19 protein-coding genes and 1 tRNA gene are annotated in these 19,522 nt (G+C 51.6%); 14 read left to right on the top strand and 6 right to left on the bottom strand.

Going from position 1 to position 19,522, the window contains the following annotated elements; genetic code table 11:
- The 9 genes from PSSD_RS14810 to PSSD_RS14775 form a co-directional block, all read left to right on the top strand.
- Positions 1-391, top strand: a 391-nt coding sequence (locus tag PSSD_RS14810; RefSeq protein WP_153011443.1) for an ABC transporter ATP-binding protein, incomplete at its 5' end; no start/stop codon positions are given.
- A complete protein-coding gene (locus PSSD_RS14805; protein WP_039336849.1) occupies positions 384-1,133 on the top strand; it encodes an ABC transporter ATP-binding protein in 750 nt (249 codons plus the stop codon). The genes PSSD_RS14810 and PSSD_RS14805, both read left to right, overlap by 8 nt.
- 120 nt (positions 1,134-1,253) lie before the next feature.
- Positions 1,254-2,666: an EmmdR/YeeO family multidrug/toxin efflux MATE transporter gene (locus PSSD_RS14800; protein ID WP_058972736.1), complete on the top strand. Its 1,413-nt coding sequence runs from the start codon at positions 1,254-1,256 to the stop codon at positions 2,664-2,666.
- A gap of 134 nt (positions 2,667-2,800) precedes the next feature.
- A complete protein-coding gene (locus PSSD_RS27775) occupies positions 2,801-2,968 on the top strand; it encodes a hypothetical protein (protein ID WP_167347679.1) in 168 nt (55 codons plus the stop codon).
- Between the two features lie 332 nt (positions 2,969-3,300).
- Positions 3,301-5,580, top strand: coding sequence for a catecholate siderophore receptor Fiu (locus PSSD_RS14795; protein WP_058972735.1), 2,280 nt, complete (start codon positions 3,301-3,303; stop codon positions 5,578-5,580).
- Positions 5,581-5,630: 50 nt separating this feature from the next.
- Positions 5,631-6,308: a PKHD-type hydroxylase YbiX gene (gene ybiX, locus PSSD_RS14790; protein WP_039336843.1), complete on the top strand. Its 678-nt coding sequence runs from the start codon at positions 5,631-5,633 to the stop codon at positions 6,306-6,308.
- Between the two features lie 241 nt (positions 6,309-6,549).
- Positions 6,550-7,404 (top strand): sugar phosphate isomerase/epimerase family protein, encoded by an 855-nt coding sequence (locus PSSD_RS14785; protein WP_058972734.1) that lies wholly within the window; start codon positions 6,550-6,552, stop codon positions 7,402-7,404.
- Between the two features lie 134 nt (positions 7,405-7,538).
- On the top strand, positions 7,539-8,861 hold the full coding sequence (locus PSSD_RS14780; protein ID WP_058972733.1) for an MFS transporter: 1,323 nt from the start codon (positions 7,539-7,541) through the stop codon (positions 8,859-8,861).
- A gap of 22 nt (positions 8,862-8,883) precedes the next feature.
- On the top strand, positions 8,884-9,801 hold the full coding sequence (locus tag PSSD_RS14775; RefSeq protein ID WP_058972732.1) for a 2-hydroxyacid dehydrogenase: 918 nt from the start codon (positions 8,884-8,886) through the stop codon (positions 9,799-9,801).
- A gap of 32 nt (positions 9,802-9,833) precedes the next feature.
- Here the strand turns inward: PSSD_RS14775 and PSSD_RS14770 are convergent, their stop codons facing one another.
- From PSSD_RS14770 to PSSD_RS14755, 4 genes are all read right to left on the bottom strand, one after another.
- Positions 9,834-10,727 carry a sugar phosphate isomerase/epimerase family protein gene (locus PSSD_RS14770; RefSeq protein WP_082672317.1) on the bottom strand — a complete coding sequence of 298 codons (894 nt, stop codon included), beginning with the start codon at positions 10,725-10,727 and terminating at the stop codon, positions 9,834-9,836.
- Positions 10,728-10,918: 191 nt separating this feature from the next.
- Positions 10,919-10,994 (bottom strand) — tRNA-Asn (locus PSSD_RS14765).
- A gap of 103 nt (positions 10,995-11,097) precedes the next feature.
- Complete coding sequence (gene mtfA / locus PSSD_RS14760; protein WP_039336841.1) at positions 11,098-11,865, bottom strand: DgsA anti-repressor MtfA; 768 nt, start codon at positions 11,863-11,865, stop codon at positions 11,098-11,100.
- 272 nt (positions 11,866-12,137) lie between these two features.
- A complete protein-coding gene (locus PSSD_RS14755; protein ID WP_039336839.1) occupies positions 12,138-12,815 on the bottom strand; it encodes an ASCH domain-containing protein in 678 nt (225 codons plus the stop codon).
- A 591-nt stretch (positions 12,816-13,406) separates the two neighbouring features.
- Here PSSD_RS14755 and PSSD_RS14750 point away from each other — a divergent pair.
- Complete coding sequence (locus PSSD_RS14750; protein ID WP_058972730.1) at positions 13,407-14,105, top strand: phosphohydrolase; 699 nt, start codon at positions 13,407-13,409, stop codon at positions 14,103-14,105.
- A gap of 76 nt (positions 14,106-14,181) precedes the next feature.
- The gene (locus PSSD_RS14745; protein WP_039336835.1) at positions 14,182-14,430 is read left to right on the top strand and encodes a hypothetical protein; all 249 of its coding nucleotides are present in this window, start codon (positions 14,182-14,184) and stop codon (positions 14,428-14,430) included.
- A gap of 42 nt (positions 14,431-14,472) precedes the next feature.
- Here the strand turns inward: PSSD_RS14745 and PSSD_RS14740 are convergent, their stop codons facing one another.
- Together PSSD_RS14740 and dcm are read right to left on the bottom strand one after the other, a co-directional pair.
- On the bottom strand, positions 14,473-16,074 hold the full coding sequence (locus PSSD_RS14740; RefSeq protein WP_039336834.1) for a methyl-accepting chemotaxis protein: 1,602 nt from the start codon (positions 16,072-16,074) through the stop codon (positions 14,473-14,475).
- 162 nt (positions 16,075-16,236) lie between these two features.
- Positions 16,237-17,640: a DNA (cytosine-5-)-methyltransferase gene (gene dcm / locus PSSD_RS14735; RefSeq protein ID WP_058972729.1), complete on the bottom strand. Its 1,404-nt coding sequence runs from the start codon at positions 17,638-17,640 to the stop codon at positions 16,237-16,239.
- A 126-nt stretch (positions 17,641-17,766) separates the two neighbouring features.
- On the opposite strand from dcm, the gene PSSD_RS14730 reads away from it, so the two are divergent.
- The 3 genes from PSSD_RS14730 (at position 17,767) to PSSD_RS14720 (ending at position 19,512) form a co-directional block, all read left to right on the top strand.
- Entirely contained in the window at positions 17,767-18,243 is a 477-nt protein-coding gene (locus PSSD_RS14730) for a very short patch repair endonuclease (protein WP_039327778.1), read from the top strand.
- A 70-nt stretch (positions 18,244-18,313) separates the two neighbouring features.
- Positions 18,314-18,589 carry a hypothetical protein gene (locus tag PSSD_RS14725; RefSeq protein WP_039327775.1) on the top strand — a complete coding sequence of 92 codons (276 nt, stop codon included), beginning with the start codon at positions 18,314-18,316 and terminating at the stop codon, positions 18,587-18,589.
- Positions 18,590-18,600: 11 nt separating this feature from the next.
- Positions 18,601-19,512: a DUF808 domain-containing protein gene (locus PSSD_RS14720; RefSeq protein ID WP_058972728.1), complete on the top strand. Its 912-nt coding sequence runs from the start codon at positions 18,601-18,603 to the stop codon at positions 19,510-19,512.
- Positions 19,513-19,522: the final 10 nt, after the last annotated feature.

Here is a 19,522-nt window from a genome sequence, read left to right as displayed (position 1 = left end):
TCGCGCCTTTTACTGGCTGGAAAACGTCGATTTAGTCTCCAGTGCGAATCGGCTGGCGGGGACGCTCTCTTATGGCCAACAGCGGCGATTAGAGATTGCACGCGCCATGTGCACGCGTCCCGAATTGATCTGCCTGGATGAACCCGCAGCAGGGCTGAACCCGGTTGAGACCGATGCACTGAGTCAAATCCTGCATCGCCTGCGTGCCGACCACCGTATTAGCGTGCTGTTGATTGAACATGATATGCCGATGGTGATGCGTATTTCCGATCACATTGTGGTGTTGGATCATGGCGATGTGATTGCGCAGGGCACACCGCAGCAAATCCGCCACGATCCCAAAGTGATTGCGGCTTATCTCGGTGCCGATGAGGAGAGCGACCATGGCTGAGCCGATGCTGAGTTTTGAACAGGTGGATGTGTTTTACGGCCCCGTGCAGGCCCTCAAGCAGGTGTCATTGACCGTGAACCAGGGCGAAACCGTCGCCTTGATTGGCGCGAACGGTGCAGGCAAATCGACGCTGCTGATGTCGATATTTGGTCAACCGCGCATTGCCAGCGGTGAGATTCGCTTACGCGGAGAATCGATTAGCCATCGTAGCACCCATTTTATCGCGGCCAGTGGTATTGCCCAGGCACCAGAAGGGCGGCGCATCTTCCCAGACATGACGGTGGAAGAGAATTTGCTGATGGGCACTATCGCCGTGGGTGAACGCCACGTCAAAGAGGACAAGGAGCGAATGTATCAACTGTTCCCACGCTTGCTGGAACGGCGCAAGCAGCGCGCAATGACGCTCTCTGGCGGTGAGCAACAGATGCTGGCAATTGCGCGGGCATTGATGAGTCGCCCGAAGCTATTGTTACTGGATGAACCTAGCCTGGGCCTGGCACCGATCGTGGTGAAGCAGATCTTCAACATCCTGCGCGAATTGACTCAGCAAGGCATGACGTTATTTCTGGTGGAGCAGAATGCTCGTCATGCGCTGCAACTAGCTGACCGTGGCTATGTCATGGTCAACGGAGAAATTAAATTGAGCGGCAGTGGGGAAGAACTCCTAAATAACGATGAGGTGCGTAGCGCCTATCTCGGTGGTGCAGCGGATCCTGCGGTGGTGGCGACAAAAAGTTTGTAATAATGATTAAATGGTGACGGGAAACACTTTGCATATTTCTCAGTGGCCTATCATCATTATTACTCTTCTTCTTCTCCAAAGTGATTTGGTACTCCCTTGCAAAATCCTGGCGTAGCAGTGATGCGTGCGGTCAGAAATACGGCGTGGTATCCCAAACGTCGCTCTTATCGCACGCTGTTGTGGCGTGAAATCACCCCATTGGCCGTGCCCATCTTTATTGAAAACCTGTGCGTGATGCTGATGGGCGTCCTGAGTACTTTCCTGGTGAGTTGGCTGGGCAAGGAAGCGATGGCGGGCGTTGGCCTGGCTGACAGCTTCAATATGGTGATTATCTCTTTCTTTGCGGCGATTGATCTGGGTACCACGGTGGTGGTGGCCTTCAGCCTTGCCAAACGCAACGGCAAACGCGCCCGTGCGGCGACGCGCCAGTCGCTGGGATTAATGACGGTGCTGGCCTTTGTGCTGGTGATCGTGATTGAGTTCTGGGGGCATTTGATCATCGATGGCATAGCCGGCAGCGCTGAACCCAAGGTGAAAGAGCTTGCGCTTAGCTATCTGCAAACCTCGGCGTGGAGCTATCCCGCAGCAGCGATTGCGTTGATTGGCAGTGGCTCATTGCGCGGTGCAGGAAACACCAAAATTCCGATGCTGATCAATGGCGGCATGAATATCCTTAACATCGTGATCAGTAGTGTGCTGATTTACGGTGCCATGGGGTGGGAAGGCATGGGGTTTGTCGGGGCCGGGCTTGGGCTGACTATCTCCCGCTATATCGGTGCGGCTGCGGCCATTTATGTGCTGTATCGCGGTATCACGCCTGCGCTCAGAATCAGCATCGCCAGCTATTTTCGTCGCTGGGATCGTAACATCCTGATGGAAGTGTTGGGGATCGGTGTACCCGCCAGTATTGAGTCTGTGCTGTTTAACGGCGGTAAATTGCTGACGCAGATTTTTGTTGCGGGTATGGGCACCAACGAAATTGCCGGTAACTTTATTGCCTTCTCCATCGCCACGTTAATCAATTTGCCCGGGAATGCCCTCGGTTCGGCATCCACCATTATTACCGGCAAGCGCCTGGGCAAAAACCAGGTGATGCAGGCAGAAAGACAAATCAAACACGTGTTCTGGCTGGCGATGATTGGCTTGTGCACCCTGGCCTTAATCACGGTGCCTTTGGCGGGCACGCTGGCGAAGTTCTATACGCGCGATCCTGAAGTGATCGAGGTAACGAAACACCTCATCTGGCTGAACGCCGCCTTTATGCCTATCTGGACTGCCTCATGGGTGTTGCCTGCTGGACTGAAAGGCGCACGCGATGCGCGTTATACCATGTATGTGTCGATGTTTAGCATGTGGGGCGCACGCGTGGTGGCGGGTTATGTGCTGGGTATCATGCTGGGTATGGGTGTGGTGGGCGTATGGCTCGGTATGTTCCTCGACTGGACCGTACGCGGTGTGTTCTTCTGGCTACGCTTGACCAGCGGCAAATGGCTCAATAACTATCATCGGATGCTGGCGAAGAGCAGGGGATAGGTGAGTGATGGCAGCAGCAGATTGCGGCCATCACAATATGCATTAACTGGGATTCCATCGCATATCTAATCGTTTTGGTTATTAGGTGGTCTGCGGTTTACTGCCAGGGTCAATCATTACTGGAGAGCCTGACAATGAAAACCATCCTGTCGCAGTGGTTCAACCGCTTAATTAGCCCTGATGTTAAGCCGCACGAAGAACGCGAGTTCGACCTCAGCAATCACATTGATTTGCTGATCCCAGTCAGCCAACTGTATGGCATTGAATTCCATCCGTCGGTGTATCGCTACTATGAAAGATGAACGCTTCCTTCAGGTGATGCGCTACAGCTACTGGAATGAACTCGGCACTGCCAAATAAAAATCCCGCTGCCATGTCCAGCGGGTTTTTTCTGTCCGCATTTTCCCTCTTGTTGAAAAAATTTCGTCCCACCCCGCCGTCTCATTCAACCGTATTGATTCTGTAATCTTAACGTAAAGAAATGTATTCCAAATCCTCACATTGCGTGTAAAAATAGAAAAGTAAATGATAACCATTGGCGTTATCATTTAGGTGTTGCATGCCAAAACGGCCTTTTAGCCTTGATGGGATGTGATAAGCGCGTCAATAACGATAAGAAACCTTCCCTTTTAAAATGGATAAAAATCGCACTCTGCCGTTTGGCAGTTTCAATTCGCTGACCTTGTTCACGGGTCTCTGTATTGGTATTTCTCCTGCTGCCAGCCTGGCTGCTGACACCTCAACCAAAAAAACTGACGATACGTTAGTGGTTAACGCGCAGACTCCGTCGCTGTATGCCCCTAACGCCTCTGCTGACCCAAAATTTAGCCGCCCGCTGGTAGACACCACCCGTACCATGACAGTGATCAGCGATCAGGTGATTAAAGATCAAGGCGTGAATAATCTGACCGATGCGCTGAAAAACGTGCCAGGCGTGGGTGCGTTTTATGCCGGTGAGAACGGCAGCTCATCGACGGGGGATGCCGTCTATATGCGCGGTATGGATACCTCGAACAGCATCTATGTTGACGGTATCCGTGATATTGGCAGCGTGACGCGTGACACCTTTAACACGCAGCAGGTTGAAGTGATCAAAGGGCCATCCGGCACCGATTACGGTCGCAGCGCGCCATCCGGCTCGATCAATATGATCAGTAAACAGCCGCGTCTGGATACCGGTCTGGATGCCTCTGTCAGCATCGGCAGCGCGTGGATGCGTCGTGGTACGCTGGATTATAATCAGGCAATTAACGATAACAGCGCTTTCCGTCTTAATTTGATGGGAGAGAAAACCCACGATGCGGCACGCGATAACGTGGAAAACGAGCGTTATGGCGTTGCACCTTCACTGGCATTTGGTCTGGATACGTCAACGCGTCTGTATTTGAACTACCTGCATGTGCATCAAAACAATACGCCAGATGGCGGTATCCCAACGATTGGTTTGCCGGGCTACTCTTCGCCAACGCCAGCCACGGCGGCACTGAACAACTCTGGCAAAGTAGCGACCAGCAACTACTACGGGACCGATTCGGATTTCGACAAGTCGACGACCGATACGGGCACCATTCGCTTTGAGCATGACCTCAACGACAGCACCACCATTCGCAACACGACGCGCTGGTCGCGTGTTAAGCAGGAGTATCTGCTGACTGCGGTGATGGGCAGCACCATTACCACGCCCAACCCTAACGATGTCGGCACCTGGACCTGGACGCGTAATGCCAACCTGAAAGATGTCAGTAACCGCATTCTCACCAACCAGACCAATATCACCTCGAAGTTCTATACCGGCTCGGTGGGGCACGATATCAGCGCAGGCGTCGAGTTCACGCGTGAAAATCAAACCAACTACGGCGTGAATGCGATCACTGCGCCTGCGGTGAATATCTATCACCCTATCAGCAGTATTTCGGTGGGTGGACTGGATCGTAACGGTGCAAATGCCAACGGCCAGACGGACACCACCGGCATTTATGCCTTCGATACCTTAGCCATTACCAAAAGCTTTGAGTTGAACGGCGGCATCCGCCTCGACAGTTATCACACCGAGTATGACAGTGCGACGGCTTGCGGTGGTACGGGACGCGGTGCGTTGGCTTGCCCAGCGGGTACGGCACCGGGTACACCTTTGACCACAGTGGACACCGCGAAGTCTGGCAATCTGGTGAACTGGAAAGCCGGTGCACTCTATCGCCTGACAGAGCAGGGCAATGTGTATGTTAACTATGCCATCTCGCAACAGCCTCCAGGCGGCAGCAGTTTTGCGTTGGCGGCTGGTGGCACGGGTAACAGTGCTAACCGCACCGACTTCAAACCACAGAAAGCCAAGTCAAGTGAAGTGGGCACCAAATGGCAGGTGCTGGATAAACGCCTGCTGCTGAATGCAGCGTTGTTCCGCACCGATATTGAGAACGAAGTGGATGCTAACGATGATGGCACCTACTCACAGACCGGCAAAAAGCGTGTAGAGGGCTATGAGTTATCAGCCACGGGTAACATCACGCCTGACTGGGAAGTGATTGCCGGTTACACCATGCAGCACGCCTCCGTGAAGGAGGGGGCAGCAGTGGCGCAAGACGGGTCGTCTTCGATTGCCTACACGCCTAAGCACGCGTTCACCTTGTGGACACAGTATCAAGCCACTGACGCGATTTCGGTTGGCGGTGGTGCACGTTATGTTGGCAGCTTGCGTCGTGGCAGTGATGGCGCAGTTGGCACGCCTGATCATACCGAAGGCTACTGGGTGGCAGATGCCAAGCTGGGATATAAGGTGAATAACAACCTCGATCTGCAGTTCAACGTGTACAACATTTTCGATACCAACTACGTTGCTTCGATCAACAAGAGTGGCTACCGCTATCATCCGGGTGAACCACGTACATTCCTGTTGACGGCAAACGTCCACTTCTAAGTGCTAACGTGGGGCGTGCGCGCCCCATTTTTATTAGAGAGAACAACGCGATGATGTATCACATTCCCGCCGTACTGGCACCGGAAGAGGTGGCGAAATTCAGTGAGCTGTTACAGCAGGCTGAGTGGATTGACGGACGTGCAACGGTCGGTAGTCAGGGTGCGACGGTCAAAAATAACCAGCAGATTGACACACGCACACCGCTTTACGATCAACTGCAAGCGGCGGTGATGCAGGCGCTGAACACCAACCCGCTGTTCTTTTCTGCCGCGTTACCGCGATCGATTTCGACACCCTTGTTTAACCGTTACGAGCAGGGGGAAACCTACGGTTTTCACGTTGATGGTGCGGTACGTCATAACGGCGCGGCGGGCTGGATGCGTACCGATCTTTCCGCCACGCTGTTTCTCAGCGAACCAGACAGCTATGACGGCGGCGAGTTGGTGATTGAAGATACCTACGGCCAACACAAAGTGAAGCTACCCGCCGGCCATCTGGTGCTCTATCCCTCCAGCAGCCTGCATTGTGTCACGCCTGTCACTCGCGGTGCTCGTGTGGCGTCATTTTTGTGGATTCAGTCCATGGTACGTGATGATAAACAGCGCGCAATGCTGTTTGAGCTGGACCGTAATATTCAGAGCCTTAAAGTACGCCACGGTGATAGCGAAGAGTTGCTGTCGCTGCTGAATATGTATCACAACCTGCTGCGTGGCTGGACGGAAGTGTAAACCTCTGACCGCACCCTACGAAAACGGTGCTCGTTAAGCGTAGGGTCGCCATTTATGGCGATTCAACCCTGCCTGACTGACAACATCCCTCCACATTAACTGCCCTCGAGTTCATCCACTCAAACCGCCGATTTCCATCAATGTCTCCATTCGTGATCCACTCGCGATTTCGGGTTTCTGTTTTTTGCTAAAAGTGTTCATACGGTCATATGCTGAACTTTAGTTCAATAGGGAGGGCATCATGAGTAAGCTGGAAATTGGCGTAAACACGGCGATGTTTGACGGTTTAGATATGGATGTGGCTTTCAGCACCATTAAAAAAGCAGGCTTTCATTATGTGGAACTGGCCTATAACCAAGGCTATGTCGGTGAGATGCCGCCTGAATTATTCGGCGAAGAAAACGCCAGACAGGTCGCTGCGTTACTGGAAAAGCATCAGTTAGGCACGCGATCCTTCGGTGCCACCATGAACATGGGCTCGACAGATGCTGTTGCTCAGTTTACACGCCGCATACGCTTTGCGAATTTGATTGGCGCTAAGTGGATTAATATTTGCGTTGGACGTAAAGAAGACCGCCAGCAGATTATTGCAAATCTAAAAGAATTGGCGCCTGTCGCTGCTGACCATGGATGTGTCATCTGTCTGGAAAACGGGGGTGACCCGAATTATGACGTGTTTCAATTAGCAGATGATGGCTTTTCCTTACTGAATGAAATTAATCATCCCGCGGTGGCATTCAATGTGGATGCCGGCAACATTGTTTCGCTCTGCCCAGAAGTTGACGCGATTGAACAAGGCATCGCGATGTTGCCGGGTGCACAGCACTGCCATCTTAAGGATTTGAATGTCGTCGACGGTGAAGTTCATTTCACCCCGCTGGGATATGGTCAGCTCAATTATGTACCGATGCTCAAAGCACTGGAAAAATTAAATATTCCTTGCAGTCTGGAAATTCCATTACGTATGCATCGACAAAGAGACAGTTATCCGCTGCGCGGTGAATTACCCGTGGATGCGGATGTCAGTCTCCATGTCTTAATACAGTCCCGAAAAAAACTAGAGGAATGGCTGGGGTATAATCCAGTCAGTCAATAACAAACGTTGTGATAATAACCGCTGATGGATTCGTCAGCGGGTTTTACCTGTGCATTTTCGATCCAAAAGTAAAGCGTACTTTAAGCTTCTTTGAATAATCCGTTGTTTAACGATTTCAAAACTGAAGGTTAATTATGTCTGACTCTACATTGAATGCCTCACCAAAATCCGGCAAGCCGACCCAATTTCGCTGGGCGATATTTGCCACAATGTTCTTTCTGTTAGCCGTTAATTTAATGGACCGAATCACGTTATCAATTGGCATGCCTTACATTAAAGATGAATTCCATCTTTCACCGACGATGCAAGGCCTCATTCTCAGCAGTTTTTTCTGGTCATATGCGTTATTACAAATTCCAGGCGGCTGGTTACTGGACCGCTATGGGCCGAGAAAAATCATTACTGGCGCGCTGTTTGGCTGGGGGTTCTTCCAGGCCATTATTGGTTTGGCGAGTGGCGGGCTTAGCTTGATCCTGGCACGTATAGGCTTAGGTGCTATGGAAGCGCCGGTATCGCCAAGCGGGGCAAAGTTAAGTTCCACCTGGCTGACGCAATCAGAACGTGGTCGTGGGGCTGTGATTATGGATTCAGGCAGTCCGCTGGGGGTGGCCATTGGCGGGATTATTGTCGCACATTTGATCGTTGTGCTCGATTCCTGGCGCGTGACCTTTGTGGTGGTGGGCCTGTTCACCATGCTGTTAGGATTTTTTGCCTGGCGGATACTACGTGACCGTCCAACGGAACATCCTAAAGTGAGTCAGCAAGAGGTCGATTACATCGCGGCGGGCAATGTTGATGGATCGGCGACGAATACCGACATTACACCCACCAAAGGGCTTGGCATCAGCTGGTTTACCATGATCGCCATCATGGTTGGGCGCGCTTCATGGGGCATGGTGTACTGGGGATTATTGACATGGGGACCGAGTTACTTGGCTCAGGCACAAGGATTACAACTCGCTTCAATTGGTAATTCGACTTTCTTAATCTTTATTATGGGTACCGCCGGTTGTTTATTTAGCGGCTTCTTTGCTGATTACCTGGTGAAAAAAGGGATGAGTCACAACGTTGCACTAAAAAGCTTATTGTCAGTGTCGGGATTGGTGGGCCTTGGTGTGTTGTATGCGTTAGCGACGATTAAAAATCCAAATCTGGCAGTAGGCCTGTTATCCATCGCCGCCTTCTTTATGATGTTCGGTAGTCTGTATTGGAGTTTTCCAGCTATTTTGGCACCGAAAGACCGTGTGGGCATGGTGGGGGGTTTTATGAATATGGCTAACAGTTGTGCCGGCATCCTTGTGCCGATTCTGGTCGGAATCATTTTGCAAGTGACAGGAAGTTATGAAAGTGTTTTAGTCTATTTCGCCATTTGTGCCGGTTGTTATACGCTGGGCACACTCTGTATTAATTTCAATAAACTGCCGACTAAAGATGGTCAGCTATCATTCCAAAAGTAGTTGTTCATTTTAGGGAGAGTGTATGCCATTAATACTGCGCGTGAATAAAGTGCCACAAACCTTGGTTGATCAGTTGGCACTCAGTAATAGCGTGATTGAACTTGTAGATTTGCAGCCGCCAGATGAACAAACAATCGACATTGTTTTAGCCAGTGGTGAATCCATTGTTGATGATGAATTAATCAGTCGACTGCCAAATTTAAAGCTAATCGCTGTTTTTGGCGTGGGTTATGATGGCGTGGATATTCACGCCGCACGACAACGCGGAATTTTCGTCACCAATACGCCCGATATTTTAACCGCGGATGTGGCTGATTTGGCTATTGCGCTTATGTTGAATGTTGCCAGGCGTATCAATGCTGCCCAACAGTATATAGAGCGCGGAGGCTGGCATGAAGGGAGCTTTCCTCCAGCCTTCAAAGTTAGCGGCGCGCGTCTGGGTATTGTCGGCTTTGGGCGTATAGGCCGGGCAGTCGCTCAGCGGGCACAAGGATTTGCCATGAAGATTAACTACTATGCGCGCTCAGATCATCAAAGTCAGGACGCCACTTACTATCCCTCACTGGTTTCGTTAGCCGAGAACAGTGATGTATTGATTATCTGTGCCAGCGGCGGCAAGGAGAGCCGCCATCTGATAAATCGTGAAGTATTAGCGGCATTGGGCGCTGAAGGGATAGTCATCAATGTTGCGCGAGGCAGCGTCATTGACGAAGCCGCGTTAGTTGAAGCCATAGACACCGAGAGCATTGGCGGCGCAGGGTTGGATGTTTTTGCTGATGAACCCAATGTACCGCAGGCACTGCTTAATCGAGATAATGTGGTGGTCACGCCTCATATTGGCAGCGCTACCCATGCCACTCGTGCTGCAATGGCGAAATTAGTGCTGGATAATATCTCAGCTTATCAATCAGGTAGTCCACTGCTAACCCCGATATATTAATGAACAAGGGGGAGTTCATTCCCCCTTGTTCATTAAGCGATTCCCGCACGCTGCAAAAAATCCCGGCATTGTTGCTCATTGTCCCACAGATCATCCTGCGCGGTCGTTCGCATCTCTACTGCGATAGAAATCGGGCCGAGTTCTGAAGGCAGTGGCAGGTTGCGAGCGGTGTGGATGATCTGTGCAGCAGTGTCATGCGTGAGGAAACCGGGCTCGCCAAATTTCATGTGGTAATCACCAAATCCAGCCGCCTGCGGGTCGAGAATGGCATTCGCCAGATGAAGCTGTGAAATAAAGGGTGCAGCGAGTGTTAGCGATTCAGTGAGGTCTTCCTGATTGAGCGCAACATGCGCACTATCCCATGCGAGATAGAGTTTTGGGCAATCTGGGCGCAACTGTTTCATCCATGCCACGGTCTCATCTGTTGGGCCAATTAACTGACATTTATGCGCAAAACGATCGAGAGGTTCGATCTGGAGTAGCATCCCGTCATATTGGCTGACGGTTTCACCGATTTGCACGATGGCTTCACTAAAGCCTTTCATCGCTTCAGGCCGTTGCGCATCTCCGGGATCGCTGCCGCTGACCAGTGACAGTTTCGTTGTACCGCACTCCGCAGCCATGTGGACTAATTCACAGGCACGACGAATTGATTTTGTGCGAAGCTCACTGTCCAGGCTGCTCAGGTTTAAATCTTGTTTCAGTAACTCAAACGTGAGCCACTGGGTGACATGCAAATGATGCTCTTGAGCCAGAGAAGAGATCTTTTTGGCGATAGTGGGGTGGTGAATAATGCCTGTTTCAAATCCTTGATAGTAATCACTAACGGCTATTTTACTGATGACCTGCAGCATGGCTTCCTCATCATGTGTGATGGGAAAGAATAGTTCTGCAAGATGTGCGGAAGGATAAAGAGTTGTCGCCATAATCCAGACATCGCCTCCTGTTTGAAAAGATCACTAAGCGGGTGTTTAATCAGCTTAGAGGTCAATGAACAGATGAACAACTTATGTTCTTATGAGCATTGCCACATTATGACAGGGATCGCAATTTTTAAGGATTTAAACGGAATAGCAAAAAGCCCGCTCAGGTTTCCCTGAGCGGGCTTCTCTAAATATGGCTCCTCTGACTGGACTCGAACCAGTGACATACGGATTAACAGTCCGCCGTTCTACCGACTGAACTACAGAGGAATCGTGTGAACGAGGCGCATATTAATGGCCCCCCCTTTATGTGTCAACAGCTAAAAACACATTTGTATTCAACTGGCTAGCAAAAGTACAAAGCGATCGCGATTTAAGCAGATTCCACGGATAAACGGGCTATCGGGTCCTGACGATAAAATTGCTGTAAGTGCTGATACATGGCAGGGAATCGTTGTGCCAATAGATCGGGTGCACTAAAGAAGTACTCTGACAGCACGGCAAAGCATTCGGCAGCATCACTGGCGGCGTAAGGATCGATAGTCGCCGCTTGCTCGCCTACCAGTTCCACCTCCGCTTCAATCTCTTCCATTGCTGCGAGCAAATCCTTTTCCCATTGCGCGACGTCTCGCAACGCAATGGCCGGGATACCGCTGGTGTAGCCGCTACCGCGCGCATCTAACTTATGTGCCACTTCGTGGATCACCAGGTTGTAGCCTGACAGGTCGAAAGAGTCTTGAATATCCAACGCATTCAACACCACAGGGCCTTGTGTCCAGCTCTGACCGGCATGCACAGCAGCGGCATGGTGCACCAGTCCACTGTCATCTTCCCAGTGGTCGTTGACGTTGAAAGGTTCGGGATAGATGAGGATTTCGTGAAAGCCATCGAGCCATTCAAGCCCGAGCTTCAACACTGGCAAGCAAAACAGCAACGCCAGGCGTGCCAGTTGCAGTTCATTGAGTTGTAAACCCTGCAGCAGGGAGATTTTCTTCTGTTGCAGGAAGCGCTGGGCCAGCGCAGTGAGAGTGGATTGTTCTGCTGCGGTCAGCAAAGAGAAAATAGGCTGCGCCAGCGCCTGCTGCCAGGGTAGCGCCGTCACTGTTGCATCAACCTGCGCATTCCATGGCCATTTAAACATCGCGCGACTCACTCTGCAGGGTGGAAAGGTTTATCCTGGCGCGGCAAGACAAAAATTACCAGCGCAGAATCAAAGCCGGATATTCAATCAGTTGCTACAGAAATTGTCTGTGATTGGCGTGGCAAAGCCGGGAGAAAATAAAAAGGTGCGCACCATTGCGCACCTTACAAAAAACCGCATTCATTCTGGTAGGGTCACCCTTCATGGCGACCGTCAGGCGCTGAACTGTCAAGCATTACGCTCTATGCAGCGGCCTTGTCATGATGAAGTGATTAGTCTTTCTCCAGACGCTGGAATTCGATCACCCACACCCAAGGGTTCACTTCCCAACTGGTGGCACCGTACTGCTTTTGCCACGCTTTGCGGTAGGCCTCTTTAGGGGATTCCGCATTCATATTCATAGTGAAGAAGTTATTCAGGAAGTGCGTATCGGTCTGCACGCCCTCGGCCATGATGTCATCTTCACTGATGTCCTGAATTTTCTCAGCACGCACGGACGTGATCGCCAGACTAATTCGACTGGCCCAGCGTGGCATATGGATCGCGGTCTGCCAGCCAAATTGTTCAGCGTCCTGCAGATCTTCATCCAACTGACCGAGTTCGTTGCTGTCCGCTCGATACTGGCAAAAAGCAGGTGTGCGGAAGGGCAGGGGATCGCGTTCGTATTCTGGCAGTTGCTCCTCTGGCACGATCGGGCCGCGCCACGTTTCACGGACCCACAAGCGATCGCCTACCTGCCCGTACGGGCAGTGAGAGCTGATATCCGACATCGACATCAGCTTATAGCCGTGAAGATGGTTAGCGCTGACGTCGAATGCATGTACGCCTTCGTGATGATCCTGACCCGGGCCAAAAGCCTGAGTTTTCATGATGCGCCGGGTTTGCGTTTGCTGGCCAACAAGCAGGGCGCGGACCCGCTGTTCGGAAAAAAGAATCGGCCGTTCTTTCATTACGTACCTCATGTAGTGTCACTAACCCGGAGAACTTCGACGAAACATCCGCATCCGCAGATGTGAGAATCAGCATAATGGGTTTGAATCGATTTGCTTAATAATTTGTCGCCTTAGTATCAGGCTTTTCCTGCATATTCCGGTTTTAAAAATGGCTCATAAGCAAAATGCGTGCTAATAGCAGCACGTCAGGCAATGCTGAGCCGGAAATATCCCTTATACAGTACGTTATAACGGCCACGATGGGAATCTTTTCGGATTTAGTCGTGGGTGATTATCGCCTTTACTCAGAGTTAATCAGCACGTTTAACTGGAATATCTCAGCAATGTGAAAATTGTTGATGGTCAAAATAGATTACTCATGTTTAACAGAGTTGATTAACTAAAACGACGCTAAGGAAATGCTTAAAACGTGATCTGTGCTGGGAAACGCGCATTAACAGCGCTATAACAAGATCGGAGTCTCATTTTTTACGCTTTGCACATCCAGGAAGGATGTAAAAAAAGTGTCACGACCAGACCGCTATGATGTTACCAGGAGCAGCACCCTGATTGAGCGGTGCTTTTATAACAGCAATAAGGAGAAGCACGATGTCACTCACCCGCTGGCAACAACGCTACGAGAACTGGCTGCAGCAAAACTGGCTGCATGACGACAAAGCCCATGATATCGCGCACTTGCGTCGTGTTTGGATGAGCGCCAACCGCATCATGCAGCACAGCGCAGCTGACCCCATGGTGGTGCTGACCGCCTGCTACTTCCACGATGTGGTCAACCTGCCCAAAAACCACCCCGAGCGCCATTTGGCATCGACCTATGCCGCGGAAGAGACGCGTCGCATTCTGCAGCAGGACTTCCCTGATTTCCCACAGGAGCTGCTCGACGGTGTTGCCCATGCGGTCCAGGCGCACAGCTTTAGTGCGCGCATCACGCCACAAACACTGGAAGCAAAGATCGTTCAGGATGCCGATCGCCTTGAGTCTTTAGGTGCTATCGGCCTTGCGCGTGTTTTCTACACGGCAGGGGCACTGGGACGACCGCTGTTTGACAGCGAAGATCCCTTAGGCAAAGAGCGTGAATTAGATGATGTAAAATGGACTCTGGACCATTTCCAGAAAAAACTTTTACGTCTGCCCGAAACCATGCAAACCGAAGCGGGGCGCCTGCTGGCGGAACATAATGCCGATTTTCTCGTGCAGTATATGGGCAAACTCTGTGCGGAATTACAGGGCAATCTGACCACCATTGATGAGTCGGTATTAAGGGATTTCAGCCCCATACACTCTTAATATTAAATTTTTATGACAGTCTGTTAACTTTCATCTTCTTCCGCTACGTTGTTGTAAATCAAAAGGGAGTATGAAGATGACCGAGACCGTTAACTTAACCATTAAAATTGACCCGGCACTGAAAGAGCACATCAAACAGTTAGCCGCCGATAACCAAATCTCCATGAGTCAGGAGATCGTTAACCGCTTACAGGCCAGTTTACATGCTGTTGAGCAACCGGCCGTTGATAGTCTGCATACCGAAGAAGCGGTAGCTGAACAGCTTTCCGCGTCTGAACTGAAGCAGGTGCGTGCGCTGCTGAAGAAAGGCAAAAAGAAGAAATAAATAAAAAAACCCGTCATTGACGGGTTTTTTTATCTCTGCGATTCATGCGGCGTCGACGCGGAATTGCTGTGCGCGCTGGGCGAGGCGGTCTGAGAGTTCACGGAGTTGAGCTGCGGCCTGAACCTGATGCGCGTTCAACGCTTCGTTTTGCTGAAGCTGATTACTCATCTCCACTACTTCATGTGCAATCTTACTCACACGGTGGCTCTGTGCCGTGGTGTTTTGCTGTAGTTCATCCAGCTGTGTCACCACACCCGACACCGCAGCACTAATCTGTGCGAACAACACTTCCAGCGCTTTTACTTTGTCAAAACCATCATTCACATGCTGCTGAGTGTGCTGAATTAAGCCATCAATCTGGCGCGTCGATTCGCCACTTTGCTGTGACAGCATGCCCATCTCTTTTGCCACCACCGAGAAGCTGCGACCATAAGCGCCGGCATGCGCAGATTCAATGGCGGCATTGAGCGATAACAAACGCGTCTGCATCGACAGGCTATCCAGCATGCCGACAATCCCGGCGATATTGCCCGATGCGGTCACAATTTGCTGCATCTTGAGCTCCATGTTATCGACTTCGGTGGCGCAGTTGCGCATCAACGCGTCTGCTGATTGGGCTTCCTGCGTGGCCTGTTGTGAGAACTGCGCACCGATTTCCACCTCTTCTGATACACGGTGCAAACGCTGGGAAAGATGATGGAAACTGGCGTTTTGCGCCTGATGTTGCTGCATCACCTGCTCATTGTGCTGCTGCATATCCTCAGCACCCGCGGCAACGCTGACTGCAACGGTGTTGATATCATTGACGATCTGTTGCAAACCGCTGCGCATGGATTCAATGGTCTGGAACAGCTGACGCGTCTCCAAAGACTGACGGCGCGGCGTATCATGGCCAGGCACCAAATCGCCAGTGGCGATCTGTTCCAATTGCTTATTCGCGCGTCGCAACGGTAACAGCACACCTCGCATCAACAGGCTGGAGGCCAATACCAACAGCGCCATGAGAATGGCACTGACTATCAGCGACATATTGCGGCTCTGTTTCAGCGTACTCAGCGTGTTCTGGTTAACGCTGCTCAGCTGGTGGTTGGCCTGTTCGATTTCGCTAAACCAGGCATCGTTGAACTGCTGCTGAAAGGCCTGCATCGGCACCATAAAGAAGGCGTTAATATCGTTGGCCGACAAGCCTTTTAACTGCTCCTGCAAACCTTCCGCCAGCATGGCAAAACCTTGCGCTAACGGGCTGTCAGCTTTGGCATGATAAGCAGCAAACAGTGTCTGGGCTTTTTTCAACGAGTCATCGGAAGCGGCGGCAAGACTTTTCCAACTATCAACCGAGCCACTTTGCTGATCCTGCATCAGGTAGATACCTGCGCGATGGCTGTTATCACTGGCGGTCAGCAGCTCAATGCGCGCTTTATCCAGCAGGGCCAGCCTTTCCCGAAGTTGGTTAGCTTGCTGCAGCGAGGTTTGCGTCTGGTTGACGTGGTTGCTCAGCAGCAGCACACCGGCAAATTGCAGCAGACAGAACAGCACGATAAACAGCAAGAACTGGCTGCGCAAACTGGTGAGCCATAATGGCATCCGCCATGAGAATCGTGTACGTAAACGCAGCGGTAAGGAGATAACGGAAAGGAGTGACATCTAACGCCCCCAAAAATAAAAAGGAGTATTGGGAGCGGGCGTGACAGTTTGGTGACAGGGGCGGGGAATCAAAGCAAAACAGCACAAAGCCCGTCCCTAAAGGAAATTATGGACCTGATAAACTCGGTGTATGCGCGCAAGCGAATGGCCTGAATACCATCGCTATGGCTTCTGTGTCAGAAGATGCTGCTCGATCAGTGGTGAAAGCAGCTTAGCCACCGCCGCAAAAACCGGTACCACCACCGAGTTACCAAACTGTTTGTAGGCCTGAGTATCGGAGACGGGAATACGGAACGATGATTCTCCCGGCGCTTCAAAACCCATCAGTCTGGCGCATTCGCGCGGCGTCAAACGACGCGGTCGCCGTGCCATGTTACTGGCATGCTGGAAGTCTGCCTCACCCTGAGCCTGATCCCAACCGCGATCAATCAGAATTTCCGAACCATCCTTGTAATAGCGCGCCGAGAGAGTGCGAACGCAAATGTCAGGGTTATGCGGGTCGTTAAGGCCAAAACCAAAACCGTTGCCTTTGGCTTTGTGCTTCTTCGCGTACTGGTACAGGTATTGCCACAACGTTGGCGACAGAATGTATTTCGCCTCTGGCGTGGGCTCCAGCAGGCTGTGTAACGACGGCACCTGTTGCGGGTAAAGTGTGGAGAGTGCGCGCAGTGAAAAGCCGTTGCTCAAACCACTGTCACGACGAATACCGACCAGCACAATACGTTCGCGATGTTGCGGTAAGAAATGGCGTGCATCCACGATCTTCGCATCGGGTGAGCCGTTATCGGCAGCATCGGCCACGTCGTATCCGAGTTCATCCAGCGTCGCCATAATGATGGCGAAGGTGCGGCCCTTATCGTGGCTCTTGAGGTTTTTCACATTCTCCAGCACGAAAAACGGCGGTTTCTTGGCCGCCAGGATGCGCGCGACATCGAAAAACAGCGTGCCCTGGGCTTCGCATTCAAAACCGTGTGCGCGACCCAGCGCATTCTTCTTACTCACACCCGCCAGTGAAAAGGGCTGGCAGGGAAAACCAGCCAACAATACCTGATGGTCGGGAATGGTTTGATCGATGTGCTGGTAAATTGCGTCTTCGTCAGAAAGTCCTGCGGGCTGTGTCACCAAACGAATATCACTGTTGAACTGATGTCGTGCCGGATCGCTATAGTGGTTGGCTTTGTAGGTGCGGATCGCTTCTTTGTTCCATTCGCTGGTAAAGACGCACTGACCGCCAATTTGTTCAAAGCCACGGCGAATACCGCCGATGCCGGCAAACAGATCGACAAACTGGAATTTAGCAGCGTCATAATGGGCGGGGCGTGATGGCAGCAGAGATCGTAAGCTTTCCACCTCATTGCTGGAGAGCGCGGGAGCAGGACTTTTTCCCTGACGAATACGATTCAGCCGTGGGATGCTCCAGTCTCTGCCGCCAGCCTCGGTTAAGGTCTGTACCAGATCGCGCGCGGCATAGATATCGAGCACCTGCATTAACAGCGATGTTGCGTCATCCGGAGCAGCAGTAAACGGGGAGGGCGAGACGGTCGCGGCGGGGTCGATAGCAAGCATGCGTTTTTCCTTAACAGTGAAGCCACTATGCTAACACTCATCGCACATTCACACACTTGTTGCGCGTGCCTTTCGCTTTTGCCTTAAACCGCTAAAGTTGAAGGAGCCCCATTAAAAGGAGACGCCATGGCAGACGTCCACCCGCAAAACATCCGCAGCAAAAATATGCGCGCCATTCGTCAACAGGATACGGCGATTGAGCAACGTATTGCGCTGATTCTAAAAGATCGCGAGTTCAGTTATCGCGTGCAGGATAAGGCGCTGCCGGGCCGCCCCGATTTTGTGCTGCCGCAGCAGAAAGCGATCATCTTTGTGCATGGTTGCTTCTGGCATCGTCACCACTGCTATCTATTTAATATGCCTGCCACGCGCACCGAGTTCTGGGCCGGAAAAATCAACAGTAACGTTGAGCGTGATCGTCGCTATATCCAGCAATTGCAGCAGAGTGGCTGGAAAGTGTTGATCGTCTGGGAGTGTGCGTTGCGCGGTAAACTGCGACTGGAAGACGTTGCACTCATTGAACGGCTGGAGGAGTGGCTGCTTGCCGCCACGCACAGCGGTGAAATTGATCATCAGGGGTTGCATCACTATCGCGAAGAGTAGCGCGTGATTGTTGCTTTTAGCCACCATAACGGTTTAGATCACCCCTTTCTCTGGGACGCGGAATAGAGCCATGAGCAGCATTAAACTGACGGTCAAACGCTTGTATCAACTCCGCGATGAGCGGATGGTGAACACCCACGCAACAGCTCGCATCTATCTGGGTGAGCAGTTAGTGGCCACTGAAGAGATCAGTGGGATGACGGAAAGTCCGGTGAGCAAATATGTTCATGCGGGTGATGTTGCCGGGCAGGCACTTCGCGTTGAATGGGACTGTGCGGGCATCGCCGATATGACGGTCACGGCGGTTGAGCGTTGCCCCTGTTGTCAGGATCACGAACCGGAATAAGGATAACTATTTTGGCAGGAACCAGTTTATTAACGCTTCTGGATGATATTGCGACCTTGCTTGATGATATTTCAGTGATGGGCAAGGTTGCTGCAAAGAAGACTGCGGGCGTATTGGGTGATGATTTGTCACTCAATGCGCAGCAGGTCACCGGAGTTAAGGCCAACCGGGAATTGCCGGTGGTCTGGAGTGTGGCAAAAGGCTCCTTTCTAAACAAATTAATATTGGTGCCACTGGCGTTGGTGATTTCAGCGTTTGCGCCCTGGCTGATCACACCGCTGCTGATGCTGGGCGGAGCGTATCTCTGTTATGAAGGCGTGGAGAAGGTATTACATAGCCTGAATCACGATAAAGCCGAAAGCACACCAGAAGCGCGTCAACAGCGCCTCGACAAGCTGGCACAGCAGGATCCTCGCCAGTTCGAGAAAGATAAGGTCAAAGGTGCGGTGCGCACTGACTTTATTTTGTCCGCAGAGATTGTGGCGATCACTCTGGGGATCGTTTCCGAAGCACCGTTGTTAAACCAAGTGCTCATTCTGGCGGGCATTGCGATTCTGGTGACCATTGGGGTGTATGGCATTGTGGCGATGATTGTCAAAATTGACGATCTCGGATACTGGCTGCGTGAAAAATCCTCCACGCTGGCTCAGGCGACCGGCGGTGCACTGCTGGCGTTAGCGCCTTGGTTAATGAAGGTGTTGTCCGTGGTCGGCACGGTCGCCATGTTCCTGGTGGGCGGCGGCATCATCGTGCATGGCATCGCGCCGCTGCATCACGCCATCATGGAATACAGCGGCGGCTTTAATGGTGTGGTATCGGCGCTTCTGAGTAACGGCGCCAATCTGGTGCTCGGTTTTATCATTGGGTCGATCGTGCTGTTGGCGGTAAATCTGATTGCTAAACTGCGTGGAAAATCGGTATAAAGCGCAGGAA

It is taken from the genome of Type-D symbiont of Plautia stali (genome assembly GCF_001485335.1).
Taxonomy (GTDB): domain Bacteria; phylum Pseudomonadota; class Gammaproteobacteria; order Enterobacterales; family Enterobacteriaceae; genus Pantoea; species Pantoea vagans_C.
Note: the sequence above shows the minus strand (reverse complement) of the source record. Positions and strands in the feature narration are given on the sequence as shown.